This window comes from Paenibacillus sp. YN15, assembly GCF_003285005.1.
Taxonomy (GTDB): domain Bacteria; phylum Bacillota; class Bacilli; order Paenibacillales; family NBRC-103111; genus Paenibacillus_AR.
The window spans coordinates 16326-32159 of record NZ_QMFA01000051.1; the positions used below are offsets into that span (position 1 = coordinate 16326).

The window sequence follows — 15834 nt, forward strand, 5'->3', positions numbered from 1 at the left end:
TGCCGAAACGCTGTAAAAATGTCAGTTTGACTCCCACCAGGGGACAAATTTCCATCCCCAAAAAACAAAAATCATTTTGACAGACGGAATTGTGCGTGCTATTTTTGTATGAAAAGCAATATTGCAGGTCGGCAACCATCACAATTTGTCCGAAAGATCCGAATTTTTTATTCCATTCCCTCTATATTTATTCGGATCAGCTGTGATAAAATAAACTAATCTAAGTTTTCAGTCTGATAAACAGTGGTTAATACAGACCGGTGCAGGAACATTTAGGCTAACGGGGTGAGGAGCATGTCGGAATACATACTGGCCGCCAAGGGGACCAGCAATAACCTGCTGCGGCGGGATATCCGCTTTCTGGCCAACATATTGGGAGAGGTATTGGTAGGCCAAGGCGGAGAAGAATTGTTGAATGTCGTGGAGAAAATCAGAGAAATGAGCAAATCCATGCGGCTTGCTTATGACTCGGATATTTATAAGGAGTACATGTCGACGATTCACAGCTTAAGTCCAGTGATCCGGCATCAGGTGATCCGGGCATTCGCCATTTACTTTCAACTGGTGAACATTGCCGAACAGAACCACCGCATCCGCCGGAAACGCGACTATGACCGCACCGCCGGCGAGACCATCCAGCCCGGCTCCATTGAAAGCATCATCAAGGAGCTGCAGATTCGGGACATTACCGCGGAAGAGATCCAGGACATTCTGGAGGGCATCTCTCTTGAGCTGGTGATGACCGCACATCCTACGGAGGCTACCCGCAAGGCAGTGCTGGACATCCACCACCGGATTGCCGACCAGATGATGGAGCTGGATAACCCCATGCTCACCTACCGGGAGCGGGAGCAGCTGCGCAACTGTCTCCACGGCGAGATCCTTGCTCTGTGGCAGACCGACGAGCTCCGCGACCGGAAGCCGACGGTTCTCGATGAGGTGCGCAACGGCCTCTATTATTTTGACGAAACCCTCTGCGACGTGCTGCCGGAGGTTTATGCAGAACTGGAACGATGTTTGGAGAAATATTATCCCGACCAATCCTGGCATGTGCCGACTTTTCTCCGTTTTGGCTCGTGGATCGGCGGCGACCGGGACGGCAATCCGTCCGTCACCTCCTCCGTCACCTTCGAGGCGCTGGGCATGCACCGGCAGCTGGCCCTTCAGAAGTATGAGGAGACTCTGCGGGAAGCGCTGAACTACATGAGCTTCAGCACCAGCATCGTCAAGGTGACCGATGAGCTGCTTAAGTCCATCGAGGACGAGCGGGATTGTATGGACCTGGACATTGAGGACGCATGGCGAAACGAGAAGGAGCCTTACCGGATCAAGCTGACCTATATGCTGGAAAAGGTGCAGAACACGGGGAATCCCCATTTCCATAATCCTTCGGCACGTTATTGGTCCCCTGATGAATTCATCCGCGACCTGCAAATTGTGGACCGCAGCCTGCGCAGCCATTATGCGGGACAACTTGCGGACCGGTTTATCCGCAAGCTGATCCGGCAGGTGGAGCTGTTCGGCTTCCATATGAGCACGCTGGATATCCGCCAGCACAGCAAGGAGCATGAGAATGCCATCTCCGAGATTTTCAGAATCATCGGATTAACCGACAACTACGGGGAATTGCCCGAGGACGGGAAGGTCGCTCTTCTGACAGAGGTGCTGAACGACCCGCGGCCCATTATATCCCCTTACTTCGAATATTCCGAATCCACCACGGAATGCTTGAACGTGTACCGTACCGTCCAGGCAGCCCAGAAGGAGTTCGGCGTCAACTGTATCAAAAGCTATCTCATCAGCATGACCCAAAGCGCCAGCGATCTGCTGGAGGTTATGGTGTTCAGCAAGGAAGTTGGGCTGTACCGCAGGGATAAGGAAGGCAATCTGATCTGCACGCTGCAGCCGGTGCCTTTGTTCGAGACCATCGATGATCTCCATGACGCGCCGGCCATTATGGCTACCTTGTTCGCTATTCCCGCTTACCGGGATGCGGTGGCCAGCACCAACAACCAGCAGGAGATTATGCTGGGCTACTCCGACAGCAACAAGGACGGCGGTGTCCTGACAGCCAACTGGGAGCTGCGGCTGGCCTTGAAGGACTTGACCGAGACGGCCCGGGCCTTCTCCGTGAAGCTGAAATTTTTCCATGGCCGGGGCGGGGCCTTGGGGCGCGGCGGCATGCCGCTGAACCGGAGCATCTTGGCCCAGCCTCCCGAGACCATCGGCGGGGGCATCAAGATTACCGAGCAGGGAGAGGTGCTCTCCCAGCGCTATGCCATGAAGGGAATTGCCTACCGGAGTTTGGAGCAGGCCACCTGGGCGCTTTTGACGGCAGCCGTGATGTCCCGCCATCCCCAAAGCGACATTCATGAGCATAAGTACGAGATGATTATGAAGCAAATTTCCGAGGCCTCCCTGAAGAAGTATCAGGAGCTGGTCTTCGGCGACCCGGACTTTATGGCATTCTTCCGGGAGTCTACGCCGCTTCCCGAGGTGGGCGAGCTGAACATCGGCTCCCGTCCCTCCAAGCGCAAAAACAGCGACCGGTTCGAGGACCTGCGGGCGATTCCGTGGGTATTCGCCTGGACCCAAAGCCGTTATTTGTTTCCGGCCTGGTACGCGGCGGGCAGCGGCCTGAACAGCTACTACCAGGGCAGGGCGGAGAACATGAAGCAGCTGCAGAAAATGTACGCCAAGTGGTCCTTCTTCCGCACCGCCATTGACAATCTCCAGATGGCTCTGGCGAAAGCGGATCTCAATATTGCCAGGGAATACGGCAAGATGGTGAAGGACCGGGAGATCGCCGAGCGGATTTTCCAAGAGATCAAGAATGAGTTCAAGCTGACCTCCGAGCTGATTCTGAAGATCACCGGCCAGAAGGAAATTCTCGATAATGTGCCGATTCTTCAGGAATCCATCAAGCTCCGCAATCCGTATGTGGACCCCATGAGCTACATGCAGGTGCAGCTTTTGACGGAGCTCCGGGATTGCCGCGAACGGGGCATAGAGGATGAGGGGCTGATCCGCGAGGTGCTTTTGACCATCAACGGCATCGCCGCGGGGCTGCGGAATACAGGCTGATGCAATTTTAGTTAAAGAAAGCCCTTGAAGAGGCTTGCAATAGAACGGGATTGCGCATAATCTAAATAGGAAAATGGAAATTCGGGGACCTTATGGATCATAAACCTAAGGGCCCCGGTTTTTTTGCTTGGGGATGGGACTCAAATATCATGTAAAGGAGCAAGACAATCGGATGAAAACCTTGCTTTTGCATAAGTGGGTGGCCGTTCTCTGTATTCTGGTCGGGGCGTCCAGCTACGGCATGCTTTCGCCAACCATCAAATTGGCCTTTCAGGCCGGCGTGACCGAAGGGAATGTCACCTCGGCCCAGGTTACCATGGGAGCCCTGATCATGTGGTTCCTGGTGCTGATCACTCCCGCGGCCCGGCGGAGCCCGTTCACCGGCCCGTGGATCAAGCAGGCGCTCATCGGCATGAGCGGCTTGTCCCTGACCACTATTTTCTACAATCGAACTTTGTCGGAATTGGACGCATCTTTGGCAATTGTATTGCTATTTCAGTTTACTTGGATTACCATCGTAATGGAATGTATTGCTGACCGGAAATGGCCTACCCGTTATCAGGGCGGCGCAATTGCTGTTGTGATGGCCGGCACCATCCTCTCTGTGAACCTGCTGACCGCGGATATGTCCCGGTTCAGTGCAATGGGAGTGGTTTGCGGCCTGGCCTCGGGCTTTACGTACAGCCTGTTTTTGTTCCTGGCGGGGCGGGTGGAATCGGAGCAGCATCCTTTTTTGAAATCGGCCTGGATGCTGACGGCGGGGCTTGTAGTTATTTATCTGTTCTATCCGCCGGTTTTCCTGATTGGCGGGGCTCCAGAAACCGGTTCTCTGGTGCTGTGGGGATTGGGGCTGGGCCTCCTGGGGCAGGTGATTCCCACAGTGGCGTTTTTGATCGGCATTCCCCGCACGGGAGCATCGCTTGCGGCGATGGCGGGAGCCATGGAGCTGCCGGTTGCCCTGATTGGGGCGTATCTGCTTTTGGGTGAGAGTATTACCGGCATACAATGGCTGGGCATGGGGCTTATTCTGGCGGGCATTGCCCTGTCCGAGCTCAAACATACAGAGGGCGACGCGAAATCCTTATCATGACGGGGAGACAAGGATTTTACGGTAAAGCCGGGTGGAGGAGTTTTTGTGAACTACGTAGAGGCGCGGCTGGTGAGGCTGGCGCGCAATGGGGACAGACAGGCTTTTGAAGAGCTGGTGGAAATGTATAAGGACAAAATCTACCATCTCGGCTACCGGATGCTCAATAACTCTCCGGAGGCGGAGGATGTGGCGCAGGATACTTTCCTGCGGGTCTACATGAATCTGGACCGCTATGACGAAAACCAGAAGTTTTCCACCTGGATCTATCGGATTGCCACCAATCTCTGCATTGACCGTCTGCGCAAGCGCAAACCGACCTACTCGCTGGATGCGGAGATGCCGGAGGGGGACGGGACGGATTGGTACTCGCTGTTGAAAAGCGACCAGGACACGCCGGAGGAAGAGGTTGTGCTCTCCGAAACGCAGGATCAGATCCGCGGCGCAATTGAGACCCTGCCCGAAAAATACAAGTCCGTGGTGGTTCTGCGCTATCTCCATGACATGTCCCTGCAGGAAATCGGGGATGTACTGGGCATGCCGGTCACTACGGTCAAAACCCGGGTTCACCGGGGACGGGAATTCCTGCGAAAAAAGCTTGAGCCTGAATTCGGAGGCGGCATTTAAAATGAAACCAACCCAACGCTCAATACGTATGAAACATTGTCAACCAGACGAGTTATGGAAAGGGGAGGCTTAACGTGCAATGTTCCGATGCCCTTCCTCTGATACATGAGTACCTGGACGGAGATCTTGAAGGGGCAGATGCAGTGGAGTTGAAGAAGCATCTTCTTGCCTGCCCGGCCTGCAACAAGCTGTTCAAGCAGATGGAGCAAACGGAAGCCTGTATCCGTTTGCTGCCCAAGACACCGGTTCCCTCCGATCTGACAGCCCGGATTATGGGCAATATCCCAGCCAAGAAGAAGCGGCGCGAGGGCTGGCTCAAGTGGCTCCGCACCCATCCGGCTCTGTCGGTGGCTTCGGTTTTTTTGCTGGTGATGGCAACAAGCTTCCTGTCGCTGTGGGATCAGGATAGGGACATGGTGGTCAAAGGCGCCAGTCTGGATCAGGTTGTCATTCAAGGAGACACTGTCATCATCCCCCAAGGGCATACCGTCCAGGGCGATTTGACGGTGAAACGGGGAAAGGTTCAGGTGGACGGCAATGTAGAGGGAAATGTAACGGTGATCGACGGCAGCTACAACCTGGCCTCCACCGCTTATATTTCCGGTCATGTCAATTCGGTGGACCAGACACTGGAATGGATCTGGTATAAAGTAAATGAAGTTTTCTCTTGGGTGACCCCGTGAAAGCTTGAAGAAAATGATTAACCTTCCCTTAGATTTTTATGAAGGGGAGGTTTTTTGTTTGAAAATTTGTTATGATGAAATGAGGGCTGCAAGCCCGTTTCGTAAAAAGAGATAAGGACCTCGGGGGATGCCAAATATATGGAGATATTCAGCGATCTCACCTTTAGGGGATCAATCAAGGAAATTATTGACATACTCATTGTCAGTTATGTGATCTATAAATTGATTCTGGTCCTCCGCGGCACCCGGGCCATTCAGCTGCTGCAGGGGATTTTTGTAGTGCTGCTGGCGTGGGCCCTGAGCTTTCTGTTCAACCTGAACACGCTGCAATGGCTGATGAACCAGATGTTCACCTACGGGATGATGGCCCTCATTATCATCTTCCAGCCGGAGCTCCGGCGAGCCTTGGAGCAGTTGGGAAGAGGCAAGCTGTTCACCCGGACGGCTTCCGATGAGGAGCATGCAGTGAACCAAAGGATCGGCGAAATCGTCAAAACTGTAAACCACTTATCCAAGCGCAAAATCGGCGCCCTGATCGTCTTCGAACGGGAGACGGGCCTGACGGATTATATCGAGTCCGGCATTCCTCTGAAATCGGACATTACCTCCGAGCTGCTGATCAATATTTTCATTCCGAATACCCCGCTTCATGACGGGGCGGTCATTATCCGCCAGAACCAGATTATGGCCGCAGGCTGCTATCTGCCTCTGTCCGAGAATCCGTTCATCAGCAAGGAATTGGGAACCCGGCACCGGGCGGGCATCGGGTTAAGCGAGGTATCCGACGGGATTTCGGTGATTGTCTCCGAGGAGACCGGGCAGATTTCCCTGGCGCTGAACGGCCAGATCGTGCGGGATATCGGGGAGGAGTCGCTGATTTCCAAGCTGTATGCGGAGCTACGGCCTCCCAAGAGCCAGCCCCGGGAAAAGAACTCCTTCTGGAAGCGGAAAGGCGGTGGCTCCATTGGATAAGTGGCTGAGCAATACCAATGTGGTCCGGATTGTGGCCCTGTGCATCGGCATTCTGCTGTGGGTGGTGGTCCATCTGGATGTGCAATCCAATACGGCCGTGTCGTCTACCGATTCCAAGAACACCGTCACCAATGTGATGGTACAGGCCCTTTATGATGAGACGCAGTACAGCATCGTTTCCATTGAACCTGCCGAGGTAACCGTCACTATGAAGGGGGACGCCGTCAGAATCAGGCAAATGAACCCCGGCAACCTCAAGCTGGTAACGGACCTGAGCAAGCTGACCGCAGGCACCTACGAGCTTCCGGTAACCACCGAGTCCGAGCTGCCCAAGGGGATTACCCTGGAGATTGTGCCCAACAAGGTCAAAGTGGTTATGGAAGAAAAGAAGATGAAGGAAATCCCCGTGCAGATTGATCTCAGCGGGCAGCCGGCGGCGGGCTTCAGAGCCGGAACCCCTGTTATGAATCCCAGCCGGGTGTATATCTCCGGACCGGCCAGCAAGATCGAAAGCGCCGAATCCGCCAGAGCCACCATCAGCGTGGACGGAGCCAACCAGAACGTGGTGAAAAAGGTGAAGCTCACCGCCTACGATAAAGCCGGCAATGAGGTCAAGGGCACCATCAGCCCGCCTGTGCTGGAGGTGGAGGTGCCGATTACTCTGCCGGTGAAGGCCATGCCGCTGCAGATCAAGTGGATCGGCCAGCCGGCCTCAGGCTTCGCCGTATCCGCCATTGCCCAGAGCGTGGAGCAGGTGAATGTGTACGGGACACAGGATCTTCTGGACAAAATGGACTTTTATGACGGGGTGGAAATCGACCTGACCGGTTTGAAGGAGGACAGGGTGTTCTCCCTGGAAATTCCCGTCAAGAACAAGCAGCTGAGGGTGGATCCTGCCAAGCTGGAGGTGAAGGTGACGGTGGTTCCCTCTGTCACCAAGACGCTGGAGGGCATTCCGCTTACCCTGAGCACGCCCCAGGCCAATGTGGATGTCAAGCTGACGGCTCCCGCCAGCGGACTGGTGGGCATCACTGTGGAAGGGGCGCCGGCCATTATCGAGCGCCTGCGGGTGCAGGATGTGACGGCCCAGGCCAATGTGAGCAATCTCGGCGCCGGCAGCTACGAGCTGCCCATCAATGTCAGCCTGCCGCAATTCGTCAAGCGGCTGGACGGCAATAAGGCGGTGGTGGAGGTTACGCCCAAGGTCAAGCCGGAGGCTTCTCCGACTCCAGAGACTCCTACACCAACGCCAACGCCAGTCCCGGCGGCGACGCCTACGGATGTGCCGGCTTCGGCGTCGGCACAGCCAACGCCTACGGTGACGCCCTCCGCCAGCGCATCCCCGCCTCCCGCATCGGCTGCCGCCGCCTCGGCTTCGCCCTGACGGGCGGCGGAGCGACGGGAGCGGGCAAATCGGGCGGGGCGGTCACCAGCCGCCGCCCGGCAGCATAACGTAATGACAACTGGGCTTTCCTGCAAGTTTGCAGACATATAAAGGAGAGAAGAATTCAAATGGGGAAATATTTCGGCACCGATGGAGTACGCGGCATTGCCAATCAGGAATTGACGCCGGAGCTGGCCTATAAGATCGGCCGTTGCGGCGGTTATGTGCTAACGAAACAAACCCGGCATCCCAAAATTGTGATCGGATTGGATACCCGGGTGTCCGGGCTGATGCTGGAGGCCGCTTTGACGGCGGGATTGCTGTCCATCGGCGCCAATGTGATCCGGCTGGGCGTGGTCTCCACCCCCTGCGTTGCATATATGACCCGGAAGCTGGGAGCGGATGCGGGCGTGATGATTTCCGCCTCCCATAATCCGGTGGAGGACAACGGCATCAAGTTCTTCGGCGGCGACGGCTACAAGCTGCTGGATGATACGGAGCTGGAAATCGAGGCCCTGATGGATGCGGAAACAGATGAGCTGCCCCGTCCCATCGGCGCCGATCTGGGCACGGTCCGAGAGGAGCCGGAGGCCAAGCTGGCTTATCTGCAGTTCCTGAAGGAAACGGTGACCTCCTCCTTCGCCGGCCTGAAGATTGTGCTGGACTGCGCCAATGGCGCCGCTTATGAGCTGGCTCCCCGGGTTTTCCGGGAGCTGGGCGCAGAGGTGATTGCCACCGGGGCCACCCCCAATGGCCTGAACATCAACGACGGCTGCGGCTCCACCCATCCGGAGGCGCTGATTGCGGAGGTCCGCCGCCACGGAGCGGATTTGGGCTTGTCCTTCGACGGCGACGCCGACCGCCTGATTGCTATCGACGACCAAGGGGAAGAGGTGGATGGGGACTATATCCTCACCATCTGCGGCGATGCCATGAACAAGGCGGGACGGCTGAACCACAGCACTGTGGTCACCACCGTGATGGCGAATATCGGCTTCTTCAAGGGAGTCAAGGAGCTGGGGCTGAACGCGGTGCAGACCGCCGTAGGCGACCGCTACGTAATGGAAGAGATGCGCCGCGGCGGCTACAATCTGGGCGGCGAGCAGTCCGGGCATGTGATTTTCCTGGATTACAATACCACTGGCGACGGCATCCTGACGGCACTGCAGCTGGTGGATACGCTGGTAAAATCCGGCAAGAAGCTGTCAGAACTGAAGGCCTCCATGCGCAAATTCCCGCAGGTGCTGGTCAATGTACGGGTAGCGGACAAGAGCAAGTACAAGGGCAACACTGCCATTGACGAAGCCATCGCTGCTGTGGAGCGGGAGCTGGGGGACAACGGCCGTGTGCTGGTTCGTCCGTCGGGTACCGAATCCCTCATCCGCGTAATGGCGGAGGGACCGGAGAAGAATCAGGTAGAAGCTTATGTGAACCAGATTGTCGAGGTTGTGCAGCGGGAGCTGGTCTAATCGTTCTATCCTATAATCATATGTTGAAGCCCGCAGCCTCCCGAAGGAAGCTGCGGGCTTTTTTCGCCACATCGGCGAGAGCCGCGCCGACAGCCCTTTAATGATCATCAAAATTTTTACCGTATCGATTATTTTGTAATCGTTTTCTATCACTTTTGAATATGAAGCGGCTTCGATTTTATTGCCGAAATACCGTCAGGCGCCCTTTACAGCCGCAGCAAGTTGGCTTAGGATGAAGAAGGTGCAGGCGTGACAGCGTTTACTTAACAGGGCCGACCGGCAGAAGGGGGATACGCAATGTCCAGAGCGGCGGATACGCGAAGAAAATCATTTTTCATCAAAGTGTATCTCATATGCATTCTGATTGTCTGCCTGTATGCAACCATTGCCGCGGGGTTTCTCATGTTCAAGAATGCCCAGGCCCTCTCCCGGGAATGGGATGCCAACGCCGAAAGAGCGGTGGAACAGATGCGGGAGCAGATGGACGTCCGGCTGCAGGTGGCCTTTAATCTTGTGTACCAGTTGAAACGGACGGAATACTTCCAGAATTACAGCAATGACACGGTCCGCAATTATGCCAATATTACGCTGGCGCTGCAGCAGCTGAAGGAGAACCGGGAAGCCTTTGAAAACTACGGCTACCGGATCGATGTGATGAAGCCCAACGACAGTCTGGTCATCACGACCTTCGGCACCATCGACAAGGACAAATATTACGGGGAGCTGGTTTTGTCCAGCCGGGATATTCAGGAGATCGAAGCCTACGCCATGGAGCCGAAGTATTCCGATATTCTGCTGGTTCGGCAGAAGCTTTCCGAAACTGAAAATTACGGGTACGATTCCCTTTCCTTTGTGAAAAAAGAGCTTAGCGGCAAAAATGATTTGCTGTTCGTGATTTCCTTCTTCCAATCCGGCTTTTATCCCGATCTTCCCAAGCTGGACAGCCAGGTACAGAGCATCGGGGTACTGGCGGGGGAACGGCTGATGGATGTGAAGGAGGCCCGGTCCGGGTCCGGATTTCCGGATGGAGCATTGGCTGCGGCCAAGGAGCGGAGAGGCTCCTTTGTGAGTATGTATGGGGATGATCAGCTTCATGTGCTGGAATCTTCCCTTCTGCCCAACGTCCGTTATCTGTTTTTGGTGTCGGGGTATGCGTGGCAACCGCAGGTGTCCGGTCTGCTGGTGCATTCCCTCTTGCTCTTCGGGCTTTTGCTGGCGTTGGGGGCGGGAGTGGCCTTTTTGGCCTCGCGGAATATTTACAAGCCCATTCAGAATGTGCTGACTGTGTTCAGGGGACTGGATCAGGGCAAGAAGGAGCCGGGAGAGGAGGAAACGGAGAGCGTCGACGATATGTCCTTTATTACCGCCACAGCCATGAACATCTCCAGGATGAATGACAGTCTGAAGGAAACCATCCGGAACAGCCGGCTTTCCCTGCGGGACCACTTCCTGCGCAATATTCTGTACGGTATTGCCGGAGAAGCCGAGGTCAGGGAATATGCGGATAAATACGGGCTGGAGCATGTTCGGCGCGATCTTACCGTAGTGGTGATAGAGCTGGTGGACGCCCGGGATTTGGAGGAGCAGTTCCCCATAGAGACGGTAGCGGAAATCAAGTCCGGCATCTTCCGGATTATTCTGGAGGAGGTCAAGAGGGAATTCCACTACGAATTAGTGGAACTGGAGCATAAGCGCCATGCGCTGATTGTCCGGGACCAGCAGCTGGACCGGATGAAGCGGGTGTTCACTCATATTTTGTCCGGCATTGAGGCGGACATGGAAATCCGCGTGGTAGCGGCAATCGGCAAGCCGGTCATCACTCTGGCCCAGAGTGCGGAATCCTACCGGGACGCAGTGCGTCTTTTGGAGCAGCGGTTTGCCCTGGAGAAGAATACGGTGATCACTGTCAATGATGTGCTTCCGCAAAAGCCGGAGTCCGTCTATTATCCGCTGGAGCTGGAGCGGGAGCTGATTGGCCATGTTCTTCAGGGGAAGGCCGAACAGGCGCATGCTGCGCTGAACCGTATTTTGGATGAAAATCTGAAGGAGGGGTATGCCGGCGGGGAAAACCTGGGGCGCTTCGTCTTTTCCATGGATGTGACGGTGCAGCGGATTTTGAGCCAGCTGAACAAGCAATACCGGGAGCTGGCCGGACAGGAATCCCTGTATGATGAATTGAAGCAGGCGGGGAATATCAAACGGGTGCGGGAACGGATTCACGAGGTGTTTGCCGCCATCATGGAGGGAATGGCCAGCAGAAGCGAGAAACAGGACCACAGTGTGGCCACGCAGCTTCTGGACCTTATCCATGCGCACTTTAACGAGGATATATCCCTGTCGGGCATTGCCGAGCAGATGAACCTTTCTTTGGGCTACATCAGTCTGTTGTTCAAGAAGTATACCGGCGAGAACTTCAAGGAATATCTGAACCAGTACCGGGTGAATAAGGCGAAGGAGCTTCTGAATGCGGAGGAGGAATACAGCGTCCAGGAGGTAGCCGGAATGGTGGGCTGCAACAATGTGAACACCTTCATTCGCATCTTCAAAAAATATGAGGGCATTCCCCCGGGGCAATATGCCAAACGCAGGGATTAAATCAAACCCCGGCCAAGCGCCGCGGGTTTTTTCTTTCGATTACAGAGAGGAAGCAGGGCAAACACCGATTTTTTGAAAGCGCTTCCGCAAGGTTGCAATCATCAAAAAAATCAATATTCCGCCCTACCAAAAGGATCGTGATCCATCAAAATAATAGCGATTTACGGCAGTTGGCACCCGATGCTACACTTCAGTCGTGGCCCGGACCGCAAAGCCAATCGTCGATTGATGCGCCATGAGCTCGGCGCAGCCGGAGCAAAAGACAGCAAAGAGAAGGAGTGGAGCATATCCATGAATACCAAGGCAGCCTTGAAGCAGCCGCAGGCGGGGGCCGTGGCGGGCATCTGGCGGCGGATATGGCGCAATGTAAAAAGAGACCGCTTTCTTTATCTGATCATCCTCCCGTTTATTGCCTGGTATCTGGTCTTTCAGTATTATCCCATGCTGGGACTGCAGATGGCGTTTAAGAAATACAGCATCTACAGGGGGCTGTCAGGGAGCCCGTGGGTGGGCTTTGACAATTTTATTGCTTTCTTCCAGGGACCCTATTTTCTGCGGACATTGAAAAATACTATTCTCATCAGTGTGTACAGCCTGATATTTGCCTTCCCGGCACCCATCATTCTGGCGCTGCTGCTGAATGAAGTGAAGAATATAGTTTTCAAACGAACCGTGCAAACCCTGACCTATCTGCCCCATTTTATCTCCGTTGTAATTGTGGCCGGATTTGTCACCAACTTTTTATCTCCGACCAACGGAATTATCAATTTGCTTTTGGAAAAGCTGGGCTTTGAAAAACTGTATTTTCTGGTTATCCCGGAATATTTCCGGACCATCTTCATCTCCATGAATATTTGGCAGGGAGTGGGGTTTGGCTCCATCATCTACATTGCCGCTCTGTCCGGCATCAACCCGGAGCTGCATGAAGCCGCCATTATCGACGGGGCCAATAAATGGAAGCGGGTGCTTCATGTCACCCTTCCCGGCATTATTCCCACCATCATGATCATGCTGATTCTCAAAATCGGCAGCCTACTTGATGTAGGCTACGAGGCCATCATCTTGCTGTACCAGCCCTCTACCTATGAAGTATCGGATGTCATCAGCACGTATGTTTACCGGACAGGGCTGCAGGACGGACGATATGATTTGGGAACAGCCGTTGGTTTGTTCAATTCGGTGGTTGGGCTGATTCTGGTGATCTGCGCCAACAAGCTGAGCAAAAAATATACCGAAAGCGGTTTATGGTAGGAGGCTGACTCATGAAATTCCTGACCACCGGAGAGAAGATTTTCACTGTGTGCAATTACATCCTTTTGGCCCTTTTGGCTGCCGTTACGCTGTACCCTTTTCTGTATGTCGTGTCCGCCGCCTTCAGCTCCTCCGATGCCGTATTGTCCGGGGACGTTGTGCTGCTGCCCAAGGAGCTCACCCTTCAGGCTTTCCGGCAGGTGCTGCATGAGGACGGCATCTGGCGGGCATACGGAAACACGGTATTTTATACGGCCGCCGCTACCTGTCTGCAGATGGTGGTAACCATAATGGGGGCATATCCCCTCTCCAAAAAAAGATTCATGGGGCGGACGCCTGTCAGTTTCTTCATTGCCTTCACCATGCTGTTCCACGCGGGGATGATTCCCTTCTACCTTACGGTCAAGCAGCTGGGGCTGCTGAACAGCAGGCTGGCGCTGCTGATTCCCTTCGCCGCGTCCACCTTTCTGGTGATCCTTCTGCGCACCAGCTTCCAGTCGGTGCCGGAGGAGATGGAGGAGGCGGCCAAGGTGGACGGCGCTTCGGATCTCCAGATCCTGACCAGGATTTATCTGCCTGTCTCCAAGCCTGCCTTGGCCACCCTATCGCTTTTCTACGGAGTGGGCACCTGGAATTCTTATTTCTGGGCCATGGTGCTGATTCAGGATGAGAGCAAGATACCGCTGCAGGTTCTCCTGCGCAGACTGATTGTGGCCATGAATCCCACCGAGGAGATGATGGCGTCCTCCGATGTGACTGTACTGTTCTCCAAAGAGACGGTGATCTATGCGACGATTGTTGTGGCCATCATTCCTGTTATTATTGTGTATCCGTTTATCCAAAAATATTTCACTGCAGGCGCCATGGTGGGTTCTGTGAAGGGCTAAGGGGAGACTTCACCGGAGTTTCATATGCGGAAAGGAGGTGGTGTATACTCAAAAGAGAGCTTGTTCAACAGAAACGGCAATGTTCACTGTGCAAAAATCAAAGGGAGGTTGCAACTACATGAATCGTAAAGCATGGATCGCCACAGCGGCGGCAGCCGCATTGTCGGCAAGCTTGATGACAGGGTGCGCACAAGACAAGAATCAGACGGAGGCTTCACCCTCTACTCAGGCCTCGCCATCTGGCTCGGCGGAAGGGAAATCCTCCAAGGCCAGCGATAAACCGATCACCCTGAGCATCCATATGCACTATGGCAATGGGGGCGGCGGGGATCAGGTGTTCAGCGACGATTGGCCCATATTCAAGAAGGCGGCGGAACTGACCAATGTGTCCTTAAAAGGAACCGCCTCCAAAACCTTGACCAATAGCGCCGAAGCGTATAATTTGATGCTTGCTTCCGGTAATTTATCTGATATTATCCATTTTGGCAAGAAGGAGGATGCCTTCAAGCTGGGCGGCGAGGGCGGTCTGGTGGCGTTGAACGAGCTTGTGGACAAGTATGCGCCGAACATCAAGAAGTTCTGGGAGCAGCGCCCGGATGTGCGGAAGTATCTGACCTCTGCCGACGGAAAAATCTATTATGTCTCCTTTGTCCCCGATGGGGCTGCCTCCACAGGCTGGTTTATCCGCCAGGACTGGCTGGATAAGCTGGGCCTGAAGACACCGACAACCGCCGATGAATACTACACTGTATTGAAGGCGTTCCGGGATAACGATCCCAATGGAAACGGCAAGAAGGATGAGATTCCCTACTTTAACCGCCAATCCTTCGGCGTTTATTCGCTTCTAAATCTGTGGGATGCCGGAACCAGCTACAAGATTGACCAGAAGACGGATACGGTTGTCTATGATCCCCTTAATCCCGCTTACAAAACCGGAATGGTCAATTTGGCCAAATGGTACGCGGAAGGGCTGATTGACAAGGAAATCTTTACCCGTAAGGGAGATGTCCGGCTGGTTATGCTTTCGGATAATCTGGGCGGCTCCACCCATGACTGGTTTGCCAGCACGTACGGTTATAATGCCAAGGCCAAGGATAAGGTGCCCGGCATGAACCTGGCCCCCATTGCGCCGGTGGCCAGCGTAACCGGAGACAACTTCTGGTATGACTTCCGGGCAACGGTCAGTCCTTCAGGCTGGGGAATTGCCAGCTCCAACAAGTCTCAGGTGGAAACCATCAAGTACATGGATTTCTGGTTCAGCGATGAAGGGCGGCGGTTAGCCAACTACGGGATCGAGGGTGAAACCTATGATATGGCGAATGGCAAACCCACCTTCAAGAAATCTCTGCTGGATACGGGCAATGTGCTGCTGAATCTGAAGAAAATGGGAGCCCAGCAGGAAATCGGCTTCCACCAGGATTTCGGGTACGAGAAGCAGACTATGCCGGAGGGTGTGCTGGCCTCGGTTAATGAGTACAACGAGAAATACATTAACAAAAAGGCGAAGGTGCCGGAACTGAGCTATACCACTCAGGAGCAGGAACGGCTGAAGGAGCTGGAAGGGCAGATCGAAACCTATCGGGTGGAAACCGGCCAGAAGTGGCTTCTGGGCGCGGAGCAGGTGGAGGTCGGCTACGACAACTTCATCAAAAAGCTGAAGGCATTGGGCATTGAAGAGGTATTGAAGATCAAGAACGAGGCGTATGCGCGGTATAAGAAGGGCTGATCTCACCCCCTGGCTTCTATGAAGGCTTGCATCCGGATTGCGCATTGCGGGCAGTCCGGATGTGACTTT

General features: G+C 54.6%; 11 protein-coding genes. All 11 read left to right on the forward strand.

The genetic code is table 11. The annotated features are described in order from the left end of the window. Nucleotides 1-294: 294 nt before the first annotated feature. The 11 genes from ppc (at nucleotide 295) to DQG13_RS27095 (ending at nucleotide 15765) form a co-directional block, all read left to right on the forward strand. Complete coding sequence (ppc, locus tag DQG13_RS27045) at nucleotides 295-3084, forward strand: phosphoenolpyruvate carboxylase (RefSeq protein WP_113023294.1); 2790 nt, start codon at nucleotides 295-297, stop codon at nucleotides 3082-3084. Nucleotides 3085-3256: 172 nt separating this feature from the next. Further along, nucleotides 3257-4174, forward strand: coding sequence for a DMT family transporter (locus DQG13_RS27050; RefSeq protein WP_181593021.1), 918 nt, complete (start codon nucleotides 3257-3259; stop codon nucleotides 4172-4174). 45 nt (nucleotides 4175-4219) lie between these two features. Then, the gene (sigW, locus tag DQG13_RS27055) at nucleotides 4220-4798 is read left to right on the forward strand and encodes an RNA polymerase sigma factor SigW (RefSeq protein ID WP_113023296.1); all 579 of its coding nucleotides are present in this window, start codon (nucleotides 4220-4222) and stop codon (nucleotides 4796-4798) included. Nucleotides 4799-4872: 74 nt separating this feature from the next. Continuing rightward, the gene (locus DQG13_RS27060; protein ID WP_113023297.1) at nucleotides 4873-5481 is read left to right on the forward strand and encodes a zf-HC2 domain-containing protein; all 609 of its coding nucleotides are present in this window, start codon (nucleotides 4873-4875) and stop codon (nucleotides 5479-5481) included. Between the two features lie 138 nt (nucleotides 5482-5619). After that, nucleotides 5620-6453 carry a diadenylate cyclase CdaA gene (gene cdaA / locus DQG13_RS27065; RefSeq protein WP_113023298.1) on the forward strand — a complete coding sequence of 278 codons (834 nt, stop codon included), beginning with the start codon at nucleotides 5620-5622 and terminating at the stop codon, nucleotides 6451-6453. After that, nucleotides 6446-7837 carry a CdaR family protein gene (locus DQG13_RS27070; RefSeq protein WP_181593022.1) on the forward strand — a complete coding sequence of 464 codons (1392 nt, stop codon included), beginning with the start codon at nucleotides 6446-6448 and terminating at the stop codon, nucleotides 7835-7837. The genes cdaA and DQG13_RS27070 overlap by 8 nt, the downstream gene beginning before the upstream one ends. A 128-nt stretch (nucleotides 7838-7965) precedes the next feature. Next, a complete protein-coding gene (gene glmM / locus DQG13_RS27075; RefSeq protein WP_113023300.1) occupies nucleotides 7966-9306 on the forward strand; it encodes a phosphoglucosamine mutase in 1341 nt (446 codons plus the stop codon). A 297-nt stretch (nucleotides 9307-9603) separates the two neighbouring features. After that, nucleotides 9604-11901, forward strand: a complete 2298-nt coding sequence (locus DQG13_RS27080; protein ID WP_113023301.1) for a helix-turn-helix domain-containing protein — start codon at nucleotides 9604-9606, stop codon at nucleotides 11899-11901. A gap of 291 nt (nucleotides 11902-12192) precedes the next feature. After that, a complete protein-coding gene (locus DQG13_RS27085; protein WP_113023302.1) occupies nucleotides 12193-13152 on the forward strand; it encodes an ABC transporter permease in 960 nt (319 codons plus the stop codon). A gap of 11 nt (nucleotides 13153-13163) precedes the next feature. Beyond that, entirely contained in the window at nucleotides 13164-14039 is an 876-nt protein-coding gene (locus tag DQG13_RS27090; protein WP_113023303.1) for a carbohydrate ABC transporter permease, read from the forward strand. A gap of 118 nt (nucleotides 14040-14157) precedes the next feature. Continuing rightward, nucleotides 14158-15765, forward strand: coding sequence for a type 2 periplasmic-binding domain-containing protein (locus DQG13_RS27095; protein WP_113023304.1), 1608 nt, complete (start codon nucleotides 14158-14160; stop codon nucleotides 15763-15765). The last annotated feature ends 69 nt before the right edge of the window (nucleotides 15766-15834 follow it).